This window comes from Micromonospora sp. CA-248212 (assembly GCF_050948405.1).
GTDB lineage: Bacteria > Actinomycetota > Actinomycetes > Mycobacteriales > Micromonosporaceae > Micromonospora.
Genome location: NZ_CP192023.1, coordinates 4,464,736 through 4,479,315, shown reverse-complemented (window position 1 = coordinate 4,479,315; position 14,580 = coordinate 4,464,736). Strand labels below are relative to the sequence as shown.

The following is a 14,580-nucleotide window of genomic DNA, read 5'->3' as shown; positions in this document are numbered from 1 at the left end:
TCAGTCCCACCAGAAACTCCAGCAGTTCACGCCCATGACTGATTCGGCGTACGTGCGGAAGGTGTCGGTGTTGCTCTGCCAGATGTTGTCCGGGCAGAAGGCGAAGTGTTCGGCGGTCACCCGCCCGCCAGCACTCGGCGAGGAACGCGTCGCTGTCGTGCTGCTCGGCGGTGCTGATCTGGTCGTACTCGGCGTCGACGCAGAACGGGTCGTCATCGCGGTCAGCGTCGAGTACGAGCAGAGGCCACAGTCTCGTTGGTGATCCCGCACCGAAACCCGTGGCGAACGGCATGTGGTTGGAGGGGCCCGACGCATCCTCCTAGGATGCTTTGCGGGTGGTGTCCAACTCCGCACTGGGCCCGTGGCCCGTTCGGTCGACTGGAGCTGCGGTACGGGACACGAGCAAGCCAGCTGGCACTTGTCGCTGACTTGTTTGTCGCTGCTTCGGGTAGTTACCCGCATGAGTGGTGCCCAGGAGCGTTCGCCCGATCCGCACTCCGGTGTCGACGCGGTGGCGAGCGAGGTGCGGCAGGCGGCAGAGCAGGCTCGCCAGCGTGGGCGTCGGGGGTGGCGGGTGCGGCTGCACCTGACGCACGTCATCCTGGTGATCACGGTCCAGGCGGCGTTGGCCGCAGCGTTGTCCTGGTTCATCGGACACGACCTGTTGGGTATTCCTGCGCCGGTGTTCGCTCCGTCCGCGGCGGTCGGAACGATCGTCGCGGCAATCGGCCAGCGGGTCCGACGAACCGTCCAGTCGCTGGTCGGCGTGGTACTCGGAATCCTCATTGGGGACGGTCTGCTCTATACCGTCGGTCCGGGACCGGTGCAGATCGGTTTAGCGGTGGGTATCGCGATCGCGATCGCGCTGGTGCTCTCCGGTGGCAGCGGTGCGACCGTGGCGCAGGCCGGTGCTTCCGCCGTCGTGGTCACGACCCTGTCGCCGGTGGATCCCAATCTCGAGTGGCCCAGAATCCTGGATGCCCTCATCGGTGGGGCGGTGGGGCTGCTGGTGGTCACACTGCTGTTCCCGGTCAACCCGATGCGCGTTCTCGACCGGGCGGCGACGCCGATCGTCCAGCTGACCAGCGCGGAACTACGGACCATCGCGACCGCGTTGAACGAACGTGACGCCGAGCAGGCCATCGCGTCCCTGCAGCGCCTGCGGGCCTCGGGACCGGATCTCGCGCGCTTGTCACAGGCGCTCGACGGGGCGAGGGAGGTGGTGAGTCTGGCACCGGTGAGATGGCACCGGCGAGACGACGTGGAACAGTTTGCCCACTTCGCCGAGCATGCCCAGCGGGTGATCGGCGACGCACAGGATCTGGCGCGTACCTCGGCGACCGTCTTGCAGTACGACGAGGCGGTTCCGTCCGAGCTGACCACGACACTCAGGCAACTCGCCGACGCCAACGAGCGCCTGCGGGCCGAACGCGTGTCGGGACGTGAACCGCGGCTGGCGCGAGCGACGGCCCTGGCGGCCATGCACAGCGCCCGCCGGGCCGTCGATGGTGCCACCGGCCGGTTCAGTCAGACCCTGGTCACCCAGACGCGGGTCGTGGCGAGTGACCTGCTCCGCGCCAGCGGTCTCGATCCGGAGACAGCCAACCGGCTCACGCGGGAACGTTTCGGCGAGAGCCCCTGAGGCGGCGGAGGGCATGACGCACCTGCCTGCCCAGGTGGCCGGCCTCCTCACCTTCGCTCGTCGTACTCATCCCCGGGCTGCCGCACTCCTCGGGCTGTGACGACCGGCGGCGTTGCGGTCTTGTGGGCCCGGACACCAAGCCGCGTAGGTCCTCGGCGAGTACCCGCCGCTGTCGGGGTGAAACGGCGGCTCGTCCGTCCGCCCTCAGGTCGGTGGCCGAGGACGGCGGGTCATACCCCGGGTCAGGCGCGACTGGTACAGGCCGGCGCTGGTGATGGCGTAGAAGACGGGCAGAAGGAGAAAGACGGCCAGGCCGATCAGGGGAGCAACCAGGTAGCCGACCAGTCCCGCGAGGACGTACAGGACGACCCCGGTGAGGGCACGGACACGCTCGACGCGAAAGAAGTCGTCCTTGACCTGATCCTTCAGCAGGTCGGGGTTCCGGGCCAGGTAGTGGTAGAACGCCAGCCACGTCGCGCACAGCAACGCGCCGATCAGCGCGTAGAAGGCGACAGCCACGCGCTGGTCGGCGTTGTTGTGTTCCTGCAGCGCATCTGACACGACGATGGTCGGGAATGGCAGCAGCGCCGTGCTGAACAGCACGAACAGGTTCACGAAGTGCAGGCCGCGATCGGCCTGTTGAATGCGGTTGAACGCCGCCTTGTGGTTGAGCCAGACAACGGCCACATAGGAGTAGGACGCCAGGTACGCGACGTACGAGGGCCACTGGTCGAGCAGGCCAGGCAGCAGGCGGCCAGGGGGAACGTCCGGTACCCGAAGGTCCAGGACCAGCAACGTGATGATGATGGCGAATATGGCGTCGCTGAACGCCACCGCGCGGCTGGTGTCTGACCGGGTGCCAAGGTCTGCGTCTGGCCCACTCACCAACTGCGGCTACCCGCGGTCCTTCGGGGCAAACGGCCGGACATCCGGACGTCGCATCCGGCCACCGGGCGCGTCGCGGTGGCCGGATGCGGGTGGTGGTCAGGGTTTGAGGACGACCTTTTCGCAGTTGTCCTGCTTGTTCTTGAAAATCTCGAAGCCGCGTTCTGCCTGGTCGAGTGGCAGGGTGTGGGTGATGACCCGGGTGGGGTCGATCTCCCCCCGTTCGATGCGCTGCAGCAGCGGTTTCATGTAGCGCTGCACGTGGCATTGACCGGTACGCAGGGTCAGCGCCCGATTCATCCACGCCCCAGCCGGGAACTTGTCGAGGAAGCCGCCGTACACGCCGATGACCGACACGATGCCGCCGCTGCGGCAGGACAGGATCGCCTGGCGCAGCGCGTGCGGGCGTTCGGTCTCCGACCGGACCGCCTGCTTAACCCGGTCGTACGCGTTCACGTGCGTGGCACCGTGGGTGGATTCCATGCCGACCGCGTCGATGCACTTGTCCGGCCCACGTCCGCCGGTCAGCTCCAGCAGCCGGGACCGCACGTCCACCTCCTCGAAGTTCACCGGCGTGTGGCCTGCCCGCTCGGCCATCTGCAGCCGGTACGGCTCTTTGTCGATGGCGATGACCTTCGCGGCGCCGAGCGCCCGGGCGCTGTCCATCGCGAACTGCCCGACCGGGCCGGCGCCCCACACGGCGACGACGTCGGTGGGCTGGATGTCGCACATGTCGGCGCCCATGTAGCCGGTGGGCAGGATGTCGGAGAGGAACAGCACCTGTTCGTCGGTGAGGTCGGACTCGATCTTCAGGGGGCCGACGTCGGCGAACGGCACCCGCGCGTACTGCGCCTGGCCGCCCGCAAAGCCGCCGGTCAGATGCGAGTAGCCGAAGATCCCGGCGACCGGGTGGCCGAACATCTTCTCGGCGATGCCGGCGTTCGGATTGGAGTTCTCGCAGCACGACCACAGCTCGGCGGCGCAGGCACCGCACGCGCCGCAGGCAATCGGGAACGGCACCACGACCCGATCGCCGACGCGCAGCCGGCCTGGGTCGACGCCCCGGCCGACCTCGATCACCTCGCCCATGAACTCGTGGCCCATGACGTCGCCGTCCTGCATCGTGGGCACGTACCCATCGAGCAGGTGCAGGTCCGAGCCGCAGATGGCGGTGGAGGTGATCCGTACGATGGCGTCCCGGTCGTTCAGGATCTTCGGGTCTGGCACGTCACGGACCTTGACCTTGTTGCGGCCTGCCCAGGTGTTCGCCCTCACTCGCCTGCCCCCTTCGCGAGCTCGGAGTCCGACAGCGGTTGCGCCGGACGCTGCGGGAACTCCTTGCGGGCCCGCTTGCCCCACGGGGCACCCTCGGACCGGACCACCTGCCCGGTCTCCAGCACCTGCTTGAGCCGGCGCAGGTCGTCGTCGAGCTGCTGGTGCGGTTCCTCACCGAAGTACCTGGCGACCGCCTTGCCGACCGCGCCGCCCGGGACGTCGTACGACATGACGACGTGCACCTCGGTGCTGGAACCATCCGGGGCAGGGACGAACCGGACCGTGCCGGCGTTCGGCACGTCGGCGTTGCCGGTGGACCGCCACGCGATCTTCTCGCCGGGCGTCTCGTCGGTGATCTCCGCGTCCCACTCGACGTTCTTGCCGAAGGGAGCGCTGGCGGACCAGTGGCTCGTACGGTCGCCGGTGGGGCGGATCTTCTCGAGGTGTGCCATGAACGTGGGGAGGTTGTCCAGGTCACGCCAGAACGCGTAGACCGTGGGCGCAGGTTTGCGGATGGTTGTCGTGGCTGTCAGCTCCATGGATCCTCCTTCGCGTGAGCCTCGTACCGCTGGCGCCGAACCGGTCTTCCTGGCACGGGTGGCCTGCACTGCGGTCAGCAGGTCCACCACAGTGATCCCGACGATGGCGCCAGTGACACCGACGAGGCGACGCCGGCGGTGCCCGCTGCGGTGGGCGATGGCCACCCCGAGAGACGCCAGGTCCATCGCGTCGCCCGCGACCCGGGTCCACGCCCAGATGCCCTTGCGCCGGCTCGCCAGGAGGCCGGCCGCGTGGACCAACTCCCGCGCCCCGACAAGCGGCACCACGGTCCGGGATGTCGAGGAGTCGTCCACCCCGCTGATCCGGCGCACCGTGTCCGGTGCCGCGAGCTGTGCCACACCCAGACCGAGACTCATCCAGCCGAGCCGGCGTCCTCGCCGTCGCACGTCTTCCTGCCTGGCCTGCGCAGCCTCTCGGGTTGCTAGTTGAGTCACGGGTAGCCTCCGTATCCGGTCGCAGCCCGGCCGAGCCATTCCGGCTCATGCAAGTCCGGGACGAGACCCGTAGAGGCCCGAATACCCCTCGGAAACCACCTCAATCCGTGCATCGGTCGCGGAACGGAGGTGATCCCTGTCCCGCTGCTCAGCACGGCGTACCGGCCGCGACCGCCAGCAGCGGTACGGCCACGTCGTCGACCCCGGTCAAGCGCCCGTATCCGGATGGGGGTCCACGAGCTTCACCGCGGCGGCGCTTCGACCGGCGAAGCGCCGCCGCGGTGCGGGCTCAGGTCGGGTCCTGATCCTCCGGACTCCGAGCTCGCCGGGTCAGGCCGTCGCCATCTTGCGGACGTTCTCGCCCTGGGCGAACACCTCGACCATCTTGGCGCAGAAGGCCGGCAGGTCATTGGGGTTGCGGCTGGTGACCAGGCCGTTGTCGACCTGTACCTGTTGGTCGACCCAGTTTCCGCCCGCGTTGCGGATGTCGGTTCGCAGACTGGGGAAGGAGGTGACGGTCCGACCGTTGACCATGCCGGTCTCGACCAACGACCAGGGGCCGTGGCAGATCGCCGCCACCGGCTTCTGTTGCTGGAAGAACGCCCGGACGAAGTCCATGGCCTGCGGGTTCATCCGGAGCCGGTCGGGGTTGACCGTCCCGCCCGGCAGCAGCAGGGCGTCGTAGTCGGCCGCATTGGCCTCGTTGACGGTCCGGTCCACCCGATAGCGGTTGGCCGGGTCGATGTCCTGGTTCATCGACTGGATCTCGCCGGAGTTCAAGGAGATCAGGTGGACCTCGGCACCCGCCTGCTCGGCGGCGGCCCGGGACTGGGTGTACTCCACGTCCTCCACCCCGTCGGCGGCGAGGCAAGCGACTCGTTTGCCGGTCAGTGGCTGCTGGCTCTGCGCCATCTTGGGTGGCCTCTCCCTCGTGGCGCCGCCCCGTCGGCGGCGCATCGTTGCGCTCGCGGTCGCCTTCCCGGTGTGGGAACCGGGAAACAGCGCCGATCGCCGATCGAGGGCGGACGGGGTGACCCGCTCGCCGATCAGACAGAGCGCGGACGAAGGGCGGGACTGCTTCCTGCCGATGCGGGTAACGGACTGAACCACTGGCGCCGAGGACCCGGAAAGGCCGACATGACTCTCCCTACCGCCTCCCTCCCACTGCCGTCGGGCCAGACCATGCCCGTGCTCGGCCAGGGCACGTGGTACCTGGGTGAACGCCCGGAGCGACGCGGGGCGGAGATATCCGCACTGCGTACTGGCCTGGACCTGGGCATGACCTTGATCGACACCGCGGAGATGTACGGCGACGGTGCTTCCGAGGAGCTTGTCGGCGAGGCCGTTGTCGGACGACGCGATGACGTGTTCCTGGTCGACAAGGTGCTGCCGTCGAACGCGAGCCGGCAGGGGACCGTGCAGGCCTGCCGCCGCAGCCTGCAGCGACTCGGCGTCGACCACATCGACCTCTATCTGCTGCACTGGCGCGGCAGCCATCCACTCACCGAGACGATCGAAGCGTTCGCCGAACTCGTCGAAGCCGGCGACATCGGGCAGTGGGGCGTGAGTAACTTCGACCTCTCCAACATGACCGAGCTACTCGACGCGGGTGGGAACGATTGCGCGACCAACCAGATCCTCTACAACCTGACCCGGCGAGGTCCTGAGTACGACCTGCTGCCGTGGCTACGTGAACACCGGATCCCGGTGATGGCGTACTCCCCGATCGAGCAGGGGCGGGTACTCGGCCACGACCAGGTCACGGAGGTCGCCGCCCGGCACGGGGCGACGCCCGCCCAGGTCGCGTTGGCCTGGGTGCTGAGGCAGGAGATGGTCGCGGCCATTCCCCGATCGTCCAACTCGGAACACACCCGGGAGAATGCGGAAGCGCGCGACCTGCACCTGACCGAGGAAGACATCAGGGCACTCGACGTGGCGTTCCCGCCACCTGCTGGCCCGCAGCCGTTGGAGATGTTGTAGGGCCGGTCGGTTGATTCTGCCGGCGCGACTATCTTCCGGTGTGGGACCGCTCCCCGCCCTTCTCGTCCCGCCAGCCGCCGGGTTGGGGGTGATAGCCGTAGGCGGCAGCTCGTACCGTCTGCTCGTTCTCCAGCCCCGAGCCGATGGCGCCGCCGACAGTGGCCAGTGAGCTGGTGATCCAGGCGAGCGCCAGATAATCACCGGCATTCACCGGGCGCTGCAGAACCTGTTCCAGCACGGATGTGTCGATCAACAGCGCCCCGACGAGCACCGTACCCACGAACAGCACCACGTAGGACACCGTGGTGGCCAGAGTGAGAGTGAGGACCGTACCCAGGTTGAAGAGCCGTGCCAGCTCAACCGGCGTCTCGCGGCTCGGTCTCTCCCACAGGTCGTGCGCAACGATCAACCAGGCCACCAACGCGGTCAACCCGAGCACCATGATCACCGTGAGCCGGAGTCCGCCGAGGGCATCGCCCATCTGCCAGATGGTGTCCGTGGTGAGCGCGAACGCAGCCGTGCCGAACGCGCCGACCAGCAATTTGGACAGGCCCAGCAGTGCACGTCCAGGTCGGTTGGCTCGGACCATGCCGGTCAACAGGCGAACTCGGCCGATCAGCCCCGAGGCGAGGTAACGCCGCTCGCCGGAGTCGGCCCCGCCGATCACTCGATGGACGGCGGGAACACGCCGTTTCGTCTCTGCCGGTGCCCGCTCGGCCGGCGGTATCCGGTGGTCGGAGGCGTCGGCCAGCAGCCGGCCCACGAGATCCGGAACGGCTGCGCGGACCGAGTGCATCTGACGCAGTCCCAGCGCGGGCAGGGAGATGACCCCGATGTGACGTTGGCCGGACGTCTGCGCGACCAGGGGCGCCCGCTCGGCATGCAGTGGCAGGTCGGTCAGGCAGATGGCGACGTCCCACTGGTCGTCCGCGCGCCGCCTAGCAAGATCATCGAGCAACGCTTCGGCGCCGCCGTCGCGGCGCGGCACCACCTCCCCCCAACCCTCCCGGACGGTCCACCGCACGTCCGCGCTCACCCGCTCGGTGAGCCCTCTGGCCAGCTCCGAAGTGAGCCGCGCGGCGACCCGGGCGGGGTGATCCGGTGGGGTTGCTACCAGTCCCACGACGATCTCCGGGCCCTGTCGTTCGCTCTGGGTCACCGCTGCTCCTCACCGGTGGTCGGGCTCGGCGCCGACGGCGAGTGCCGGGGGCGTTGAGGCGTCGTCACGGCAGATCCCTTGCCGACTGACATGGTGGTGGAGCCAGGCCGCCGAGGGCGGCGCCCCGACGATTCGTACCGCGTCGACACGACGCCTGCTCGAACCGGACGGCCCGCCCACGCAGCCTAGAAGACCATGCCGAAGGGTGCAGCGGATTCGCTGGGTTGAGTCGTCCCGAAGGCCGGCCGCCACCCTGCCTCCGCCGACGAGGTGGGTCACAGGAGCCGGCCGTCGTGGGCGAGCAGGGCGATCTGGGTACGGTTGTCAAGATCCAGCTTGGTCAGGATGTGCGAGACGTGGGCCTTCACCGTCGTCACGCTCATCAGCAGCTCGCCGGCGATCTCGGCGTTGGAGCGGCCCTGCGCGATGGCCAGCACGACGTCGCGTTCCCGGGGTGTGAGCAGGGCCAATCGGTTGTTCGCCCGATCGTACGACTCGGCGTCGGAGGCGACCCGCTGCATGAGGCGGCGGGTCACGCCCGGAGACAGCATCGGGTTGCCGGCGGCCACCGCGCGTACCGCTTGGCTGATCTGCTCGGGCGGGGTGTCCTTGAGGAGGAAGCCGCTCGCGCCCGCGCGCAGGGCTCGTAGCACGTGCTCGTCGGTGTCGAACGTGGTGAGCACGATGATCTCGGGTGGTCGGTGGCGGCGGCGCAGGCGCTCGGTGGCGGTGATGCCGTTGACGCCGGGCATCCTGATGTCCATCAGCACCACGTCGGGCAGGTGCCGGTCCACCGCGGTGATCGCCGTGGCGCCGTCGGCGGCCTCGCCCACGACGGCGATCCCGTCGGCGCCGTCGAGCATCAGCGTGAGCATTCCCCGTACGAGAGGGTCGTCGTCGACGATGACGACCCGGATCGGCGGGGTCACGTCGGCCATGGCAGCCACGCGGTGAGGTGGAACCGGCCTGCGGCGTCGACGTGGTGGGCGACGCGACCGCCGGTGAGCGCGGCGCGTTCGGCGAGGCCGATCAGGCCGGTGCCGGCGCTGTCGGTGGCACCGCTGTCCGGAGTGGTCGGGTTGCTCACGGCGATGCTCAGCCCGGAGCCGGGCGCCCCACCGAGCACCAGCCGGACCGGCTGCCCGGCGGCGTGCTTGCGGGCGTTCGTCAGTGCCTCCTGCGCGATGCGGTAGGCGGTGCGGCCCACCGGCGGCGGAATCTCGGCCGGTGGGCCGAGCGGGTCGTGGACCTCGATCTGTTGCCCGGCGGCCCGCGCCTCGTCGACCAGGCGGGGCAGGTCGGCGAGGGTCTGTCCGGGTGGCGCGTCGGTCGGCGCATCGGTGTCGTCGTTGCGCAGCAGGGTGATGACCTCGCGTAGCTCGTCGAGGGCGTGGTGCGCGCTCGCTCGGATCACCCCCGCGGCGGCGCTGAGCCGCTCGGGCGGCGCGTCCGGCCGGTACTCCATCGCACCGGCGGCAGCCGCCAGCAGGGACAACCGGTGGGCCAGCACATCGTGCATCTCCCGCGCGATTCGGCTGCGCTCCGCCGCGCGTGCCTCGCCAACCCGCCGTTCCTGCTCCTGCTCGGCCCGCCGGGCCCGCTCCCGCAGCGCCGCCAGCAACGCGTGCCGGGCCTGCGCCCAGGTGCCCCAGCCGAGCAGGGCGGCGTACGCGACCGACATCAGCACCAGCCGCCAGCCGAACGGCAGGCTGGGTACCGGCCGCCAGAGCGCCTGCACCGCCTCACCCGCCACGCCGACCGCCGCCACCACCGCGGCCTGCCGAAACGGCCGGTTGCGGGCGGTGAAGAGCACCGCGAAGCTGGCCACCGGCGTGGCCACCGCAGACAGCGCGACGAGCAGACCGGCCAGCACGCCACCGACCCGCGGGTGGCGCAGGACCACCGGTACGAGGACCAGGGCGGTCACCGCCAGCGCGACGTCGAGGGCGGCCAGACCGGCCGAGCTGGATCGGGTGGCGGACCAGAGCATGGTCGCGACGAGGACGCCGACCGCCAGGGTCGTCACGCCCGCCGGGACGGAACGCCACGTCCTCGGCCGCCTGACCTCGCACGCCGCGGCATCCACATCGCGCAGGCTACTGGGCTCGCCACGCGCCGGACCACCTCCTTTGGTAGTACGCCGGGTCACCGGAGGACGTACCCGTCGTGGCGTCTGGACCGACGTGTCCGGCCCGGCCCGGTCCGCAGACTCAGGCCATGACGAACAACCCTCTCCTTCGACAAGCCGCGGTGGCGGCCGGTGCGGTCGTAGTGGCGGTGGCCGAGTTCGCGCTCCTGCGCTCGGTGGCCGGCGTAGACCTGGCGGTCCGCTCCGGTGGCTCGACCCGGCAGGTCACGATGGGCGCGGTCATCGGGGCGACCACGGTCGCGGCACTGGCGGGCTGGGCGCTGCTCGCGGCGCTGCACCGCTTCACCAACCGCGCCCACGTCTGGTGGACCTCGGTGGCGGTCGTGGTCCTGCTGCTCTCGCTCGTGGTCGGCCCACCCAGTGGTGTCGGCGGGGGAGCGAAGGCGACCCTCGCGCTGCTGCACCTGAGCGTCGGCCTCATCCTCCTCCTCGGCCTGCCCCGGCCGCGTCCGGAAGGAGCGAAGCGATGACCGCGTTGACCGTACGCAAACAGGACGGGGCCTTCGTCCTCGACTCCGGTTCGACCGGGCCGCGTGCCTCGCTGCGTACCGGCTGGACCTGGCGGTGCGGCGAGATCCGCACCGGCACCGGCCGCTGGACGGTCGAACCGACCGGCCGCCGACGCACCGGTTTCACCGCCCAGGGTCAGCACGGCGTGCCGGTGCGGCTCGACCCGGACCGGTCGCATGTGCCAGGGCCCGGCGGGGTGACCCGCTGGAAGGCCGGTCATGGCGGAGGTGAGCTGGTCCGCGACGGGAACCGCATCGTCGTGCGCCTCCCCGGCCCACTGGGCGGGCCGATCCGCGTCGACGTCACTGGCGAGTGGGCCGAGGTGGAGCTGGTGGTGCTCACCGCCTGCTTCGCACTGATGAGTCGACGGCGGAGGCGCACCCTGATCATGATGGCGGCCGCCAGTGGGGGGAGTGGGTGACGGGGCCGAGCGCCGTCACGGCTACCGGGAAGCGGACCGATGGTTTCAGTTCGCGTAGTCCGGCCACCCCTGGACATCTTCAGTTAACAAACCTAATAATTAGCCTCCCGTCGATATCCCTCGGCCGGGCACCCCTCGGGAGGACCGGATGGCGCGCAGATCACGTACACCGTTGCTGGCTGCCCTGGCAGCCCTGGTCTCCGCCGCCGCGGCGACCCTGACCTTCGCTTACCCGGCCCTGGCCGCCGGCCCGACGGCGGTCTTCAGCAAGACGTCCGACTGGGGTACCGGCTGGGAGGGTCGCTACACCATCACCAACGGCGGGTCGAGCACGATGACCGGCTGGCAGGTGGCCTTCACCCTGCCGACCGGCACCACCCTCGGCTCGTACTGGGACGCCACCGTCAGCAGCATCGGGCAGCGGCACACCTTCACCAACCGCTCGTGGAACGGCGCCCTGGCCCCCGGCGCGTCGGCGTCGTTCGGCTTCCTGGCCACCGGCTCCGGCTCGCCCGTCGACTGCACACTCAACGGTGCCGCGTGCGGTGGTGGCGCACCCCCCACCACGACACCGCCGACCACCGCACCCCCGACCACGACACCGCCGACCACCGCGCCACCCACGACACCGCCGCCGACCACCACACCGCCCACGAGCCCGCCGCCGAACACGGGGTTGCCGAAGCACGCGCTGATCGGCTACCTGCACGCCAGCTTCGCCAACGGCGCCGGATACCTGCGGATGGCCGACGTGCCCGACGACTGGGACATCGTCAACCTCGCCTTCGGCGAACCCACCTCCGTCACCTCCGGCGACATCCGCTTCCAACTCTGCCCGGTTGCCGAGTGCCCCAGTGTGGAGACCGAGGCCCAGTTCACGGCGGCGATCCGCGCCAAGCAGCAGCAGGGCAAGAAGGTGCTGCTGTCCATCGGCGGTCAGAACGGGCAGGTGCAGCTCACCACGACCGCCGCCCGTGACACGTTCGTCCGCTCGGTGTCGGCGATCATCGACCGGTACGGCCTCAACGGCCTGGACATCGACTTCGAGGGCCACTCCCTCTACCTCAACACCGGCGACACCGACTTCCGCAACCCGACCACCCCGGTCGTGGTGAACCTGATCTCGGCGATCCGCGAGCTCCAACAGCGCTACGGAAGCGGCTTCGTGCTCACGATGGCCCCGGAGACGTTCTTCGTGCAGCTCGGCTACCAGTTCTACGGCTCCGGCCCCTGGGGTGGCCAGGATCCCAGGGCCGGGTCGTACCTGCCGGTGATCTACGCGCTGCGGGACATCCTCACCGTCCTGCACGTCCAGGACTACAACTCCGGTCCCATCGTCGGGCTCGATGGTCAGTACCACACCATGGGCAGCGCCGACTTCCACATCGCGATGACCGACATGCTGCTGGCCGGCTTCCCCGTGGCCGGCAACGCCAACGCGGTCTTCCCCGCACTGCGCGAGGACCAGGTCGCGTTCGGCGCGCCCTCCTCTACCAGCGCCGGCAACGGCTACCTCGCCCCGGCGGGCGTGCAGCAGGCGGTGACCTGCCTGGTTCGAGGCCAGAACTGTGGCGCGTACACCCCGCGCAGCGGAACCAACCCCAACTTCCGAGGGCTCATGACCTGGTCGATCAACTGGGACCGGTACTACTCCTGGGAATTCCGGCTGAACCACGGCCCGTTCCTCAAGGCGCTGCCCTGACCGCGAGACGGGCGCAATCAGCCGGGATCAGGATCGCGGCCCGGTCGATCCGGACCGGGCCGCGACCTGGCACAGCAACCCCGAACCGGCCGCCTGCACAGCTGCCGGCGGAGCACTTCCGGTGGCGACGTCGGCGTGCTTTGGTGTGAGCACATCACCACCGCGCGTCGCTGGAGGCAGAGATGACCCGGGTTGTTGGTAAAGGTTTCCTGGCCGGTCTGACCGCTGGCGTCCTCATCGCAACGCTCGGCCTGCCCGGCGTCGCCACGGCCGGGCCGCGGGCGCGAACCGTGTCGGCCTGCACGCTACGACCACTGCCCCTACCAGCGGACCTGAATGGCGACGCTCGGGTGGTCGACCCGACCGGTCGATTCATCGCCGGCACCGGCTATCGGATCGATGGCGAGGATCGGCAGCCGCTGCTGCTGCTCTGGGCCACCCGGCCCGGGGTGTGGAACCAGCCCCGCCTCACCGTCGTCGACGTTCCAGCGACGCCGCAGGTCGAGAGCATCAACCGGTACGGTGTCGCCGTCGGCAGTGCCTACGTCGGCGACGTCTACCGCCCCTGGCGCTATGTGCAGGGGCGGCTGGAGTGGCTACCCGTCCCGCCAGTGGTCGCCAACGTCTCGGCGCAGAGCATCAACTCGCGCGGTGACATCGTAGGCAGCGGCGCCGTCGAGGAGACCGAGACGGCTCTGCCGCTGCTCTGGCCCGCCGACCGGCCGGGCACTGTCGAGGTGATCGACGCCCCGTCCAACTCTGGCACGACGGAGATCTTCGACGACGGCACCATCGTCGGCGGCACCCCCGTATTCGGCTGGGTACGCCATCCCGACGGGACGACCGATCGACTCACCGTGCCCGGCGCCCGGTGGGCGTGGGTCTACGCGGCCCGGGGCAACTGGGCGGTTGGCCGCTTCGGCACCGGCAGCGAGGACGAGGAGAGCACCCTGGTGCGCTGGGATCTGCGCACCGGCGTGGCCGCCGCCGTGCACCCGGCGCTGGTGTCGCCGCAGGGCGTCAACAGTCAGGGCACGGTGCTCGGCGACCCGGCCGTCGATCACGACGGCCGGCTCGTCACCCTGCCCGGCGCCATCCCGGGCGTCCAAATCATCATCGGCTGGGGAATCGCCGACGATGGCCTCGTCGTCGGGTCGGTCAACGGCGGCACCCGACTGCTCCCGGCGCGCTGGACCGACTGCTGACATGGTCGCCGCCGCGACCTGTGTACCGACCGGAGGCCGACCCTTCCCAAGAGGGCCGGCCTCCGATCGCGTCAAGCCGCGGCCACCCGGTGCCGCGCGGCGTTCGCCAGGCCGTTCAACGTGGTCAGGTCAGCCGCACCCAGGTACGAGTCCGACATCATGACCACCACCACGTAGTGGCCGACCGCGGCGGCGACATAGCCGACGTAGCGGTCGCCTTCGTCGTAGGTGCCGAGGAACAGCACCGAGTCCGGCCCGAGGTGGTCCTCGGCGACCGGGTCGAAGCCCTCCTCGTCGCCACCCACCCCGCACCGGGCGAGCTGCGCCTTCAGTTCGGTGAGGTACGCGTGTGCGCCATCGCCGCGGTAACGGGCGACGTTCTCGTAGATCCGGAAGCGGGTACCCAGATCGGCCGCCTGGGTGCGGCTCACGACGGGCCCGGGCACGGGCGTGTCCGCGCACGGCTGGGGTAGCAGCGGCCACACGAGCCCGTCCTCCACCGGCCCCGGCACGGCTCCGCCGAGATCGTCCGGCTGCAACATGACCCGGTCAGGGATTCCCCGTGGCCGCTGCTGCGCCGCCGCCGGCCCGCTCACCGAGACCAGCCCCAGGATCATGGCCGTCATCACCATCAGTGTCCTTCGCATGCGAACCATC

Annotated in this window: 15 protein-coding genes; 6 read left to right on the top strand and 9 right to left on the bottom strand. The window is 69.9% G+C overall.

The annotated features are described in order from the left end of the window. Positions 1–216, bottom strand: coding sequence for a DUF4253 domain-containing protein (locus ACQP03_RS21180; protein WP_363660547.1), 216 nt, complete (start codon positions 214–216; stop codon positions 1–3). 145 nt (positions 217–361) lie between these two features. On the opposite strand from ACQP03_RS21180, the gene ACQP03_RS21175 reads away from it, so the two are divergent. Then, entirely contained in the window at positions 362–1,642 is a 1,281-nt protein-coding gene (locus tag ACQP03_RS21175; RefSeq protein WP_357392464.1) for an FUSC family protein, read from the top strand. A 204-nt stretch (positions 1,643–1,846) separates the two neighbouring features. On the opposite strand, the gene ACQP03_RS21170 is transcribed toward ACQP03_RS21175, so the two are convergent. The 4 genes from ACQP03_RS21170 to ACQP03_RS21155 all read right to left on the bottom strand — a co-directional run bounded on the left by ACQP03_RS21170 (position 1,847) and on the right by ACQP03_RS21155 (position 5,709). Next, positions 1,847–2,476, bottom strand: a complete 630-nt coding sequence (locus ACQP03_RS21170; RefSeq protein WP_357392465.1) for a TMEM175 family protein — start codon at positions 2,474–2,476, stop codon at positions 1,847–1,849. Between the two features lie 150 nt (positions 2,477–2,626). Then, a complete protein-coding gene (locus ACQP03_RS21165) occupies positions 2,627–3,802 on the bottom strand; it encodes a zinc-dependent alcohol dehydrogenase (RefSeq protein ID WP_357392466.1) in 1,176 nt (391 codons plus the stop codon). Next, the gene (locus ACQP03_RS21160; protein ID WP_433458082.1) at positions 3,799–4,719 is read right to left on the bottom strand and encodes an SRPBCC family protein; all 921 of its coding nucleotides are present in this window, start codon (positions 4,717–4,719) and stop codon (positions 3,799–3,801) included. The genes ACQP03_RS21165 and ACQP03_RS21160 overlap by 4 nt, the downstream gene beginning before the upstream one ends. 408 nt (positions 4,720–5,127) lie before the next feature. Then, complete coding sequence (locus ACQP03_RS21155; protein WP_363660542.1) at positions 5,128–5,709, bottom strand: type 1 glutamine amidotransferase domain-containing protein; 582 nt, start codon at positions 5,707–5,709, stop codon at positions 5,128–5,130. Positions 5,710–5,934: 225 nt separating this feature from the next. Here ACQP03_RS21155 and ACQP03_RS21150 point away from each other — a divergent pair, with 225 nt between their 5' ends. Further along, the gene (locus ACQP03_RS21150) at positions 5,935–6,777 is read left to right on the top strand and encodes an aldo/keto reductase (RefSeq protein WP_396832360.1); all 843 of its coding nucleotides are present in this window, start codon (positions 5,935–5,937) and stop codon (positions 6,775–6,777) included. A gap of 28 nt (positions 6,778–6,805) precedes the next feature. Here the strand turns inward: ACQP03_RS21150 and ACQP03_RS21145 are convergent, their stop codons facing one another. The 3 genes from ACQP03_RS21145 to ACQP03_RS21135 all read right to left on the bottom strand — a co-directional run bounded on the left by ACQP03_RS21145 (position 6,806) and on the right by ACQP03_RS21135 (position 9,962). After that, positions 6,806–7,936: a hypothetical protein gene (locus tag ACQP03_RS21145; RefSeq protein WP_357392470.1), complete on the bottom strand. Its 1,131-nt coding sequence runs from the start codon at positions 7,934–7,936 to the stop codon at positions 6,806–6,808. 275 nt (positions 7,937–8,211) lie between these two features. After that, on the bottom strand, positions 8,212–8,874 hold the full coding sequence (locus ACQP03_RS21140) for a response regulator transcription factor (RefSeq protein WP_357392471.1): 663 nt from the start codon (positions 8,872–8,874) through the stop codon (positions 8,212–8,214). Beyond that, positions 8,862–9,962: a sensor histidine kinase gene (locus tag ACQP03_RS21135; RefSeq protein ID WP_396832361.1), complete on the bottom strand. Its 1,101-nt coding sequence runs from the start codon at positions 9,960–9,962 to the stop codon at positions 8,862–8,864. Before ACQP03_RS21135 ends, ACQP03_RS21140 begins: the two co-directional genes overlap by 13 nt. A 191-nt stretch (positions 9,963–10,153) precedes the next feature. On the opposite strand from ACQP03_RS21135, the gene ACQP03_RS21130 reads away from it, so the two are divergent. The 4 genes from ACQP03_RS21130 to ACQP03_RS21115 all read left to right on the top strand — a co-directional run bounded on the left by ACQP03_RS21130 (position 10,154) and on the right by ACQP03_RS21115 (position 13,923). After that, positions 10,154–10,555 (top strand): DUF6069 family protein, encoded by a 402-nt coding sequence (locus ACQP03_RS21130; RefSeq protein WP_357124968.1) that lies wholly within the window; start codon positions 10,154–10,156, stop codon positions 10,553–10,555. Continuing rightward, on the top strand, positions 10,552–11,016 hold the full coding sequence (locus tag ACQP03_RS21125; protein ID WP_396832362.1) for a hypothetical protein: 465 nt from the start codon (positions 10,552–10,554) through the stop codon (positions 11,014–11,016). Before ACQP03_RS21130 ends, ACQP03_RS21125 begins: the two co-directional genes overlap by 4 nt. Positions 11,017–11,164: 148 nt before the next feature. After that, positions 11,165–12,718, top strand: coding sequence for a chitinase (locus ACQP03_RS21120; protein WP_396832363.1), 1,554 nt, complete (start codon positions 11,165–11,167; stop codon positions 12,716–12,718). Between the two features lie 182 nt (positions 12,719–12,900). After that, complete coding sequence (locus ACQP03_RS21115; protein ID WP_363660536.1) at positions 12,901–13,923, top strand: hypothetical protein; 1,023 nt, start codon at positions 12,901–12,903, stop codon at positions 13,921–13,923. Between the two features lie 71 nt (positions 13,924–13,994). Here ACQP03_RS21115 and ACQP03_RS21110 read toward each other — a convergent pair whose 3' ends face one another. After that, on the bottom strand, positions 13,995–14,570 hold the full coding sequence (locus ACQP03_RS21110) for a hypothetical protein (protein ID WP_396832365.1): 576 nt from the start codon (positions 14,568–14,570) through the stop codon (positions 13,995–13,997). Positions 14,571–14,580 lie beyond the last annotated feature (10 nt).

Bases quoted from the DNA above. Each gene is read 5' to 3' on its own strand.
- ACQP03_RS21140 (WP_357392471.1), bottom strand. From the start codon at position 8,874: ATGGCCGACGTGACCCCGCCGATCCGGGTCGTCATCGTCGACGACGAC.
- ACQP03_RS21115 (WP_363660536.1), top strand. From the start codon at position 12,901: ATGACCCGGGTTGTTGGTAAAGGTTTCCTGGCCGGTCTGACCGCTGGC.
- ACQP03_RS21150 (WP_396832360.1), top strand. From the start codon at position 5,935: ATGACTCTCCCTACCGCCTCCCTCCCACTGCCGTCGGGCCAGACCATG.
- ACQP03_RS21120 (WP_396832363.1), top strand. From the start codon at position 11,165: ATGGCGCGCAGATCACGTACACCGTTGCTGGCTGCCCTGGCAGCCCTG.
- ACQP03_RS21180 (WP_363660547.1), bottom strand. From the start codon at position 216: ATGACGACCCGTTCTGCGTCGACGCCGAGTACGACCAGATCAGCACCG.
- ACQP03_RS21130 (WP_357124968.1), top strand. From the start codon at position 10,154: ATGACGAACAACCCTCTCCTTCGACAAGCCGCGGTGGCGGCCGGTGCG.
- ACQP03_RS21125 (WP_396832362.1), top strand. From the start codon at position 10,552: ATGACCGCGTTGACCGTACGCAAACAGGACGGGGCCTTCGTCCTCGAC.
- ACQP03_RS21160 (WP_433458082.1), bottom strand. From the start codon at position 4,719: ATGAGTCTCGGTCTGGGTGTGGCACAGCTCGCGGCACCGGACACGGTG.
- ACQP03_RS21110 (WP_396832365.1), bottom strand. From the start codon at position 14,570: ATGCGAAGGACACTGATGGTGATGACGGCCATGATCCTGGGGCTGGTC.
- ACQP03_RS21155 (WP_363660542.1), bottom strand. From the start codon at position 5,709: ATGGCGCAGAGCCAGCAGCCACTGACCGGCAAACGAGTCGCTTGCCTC.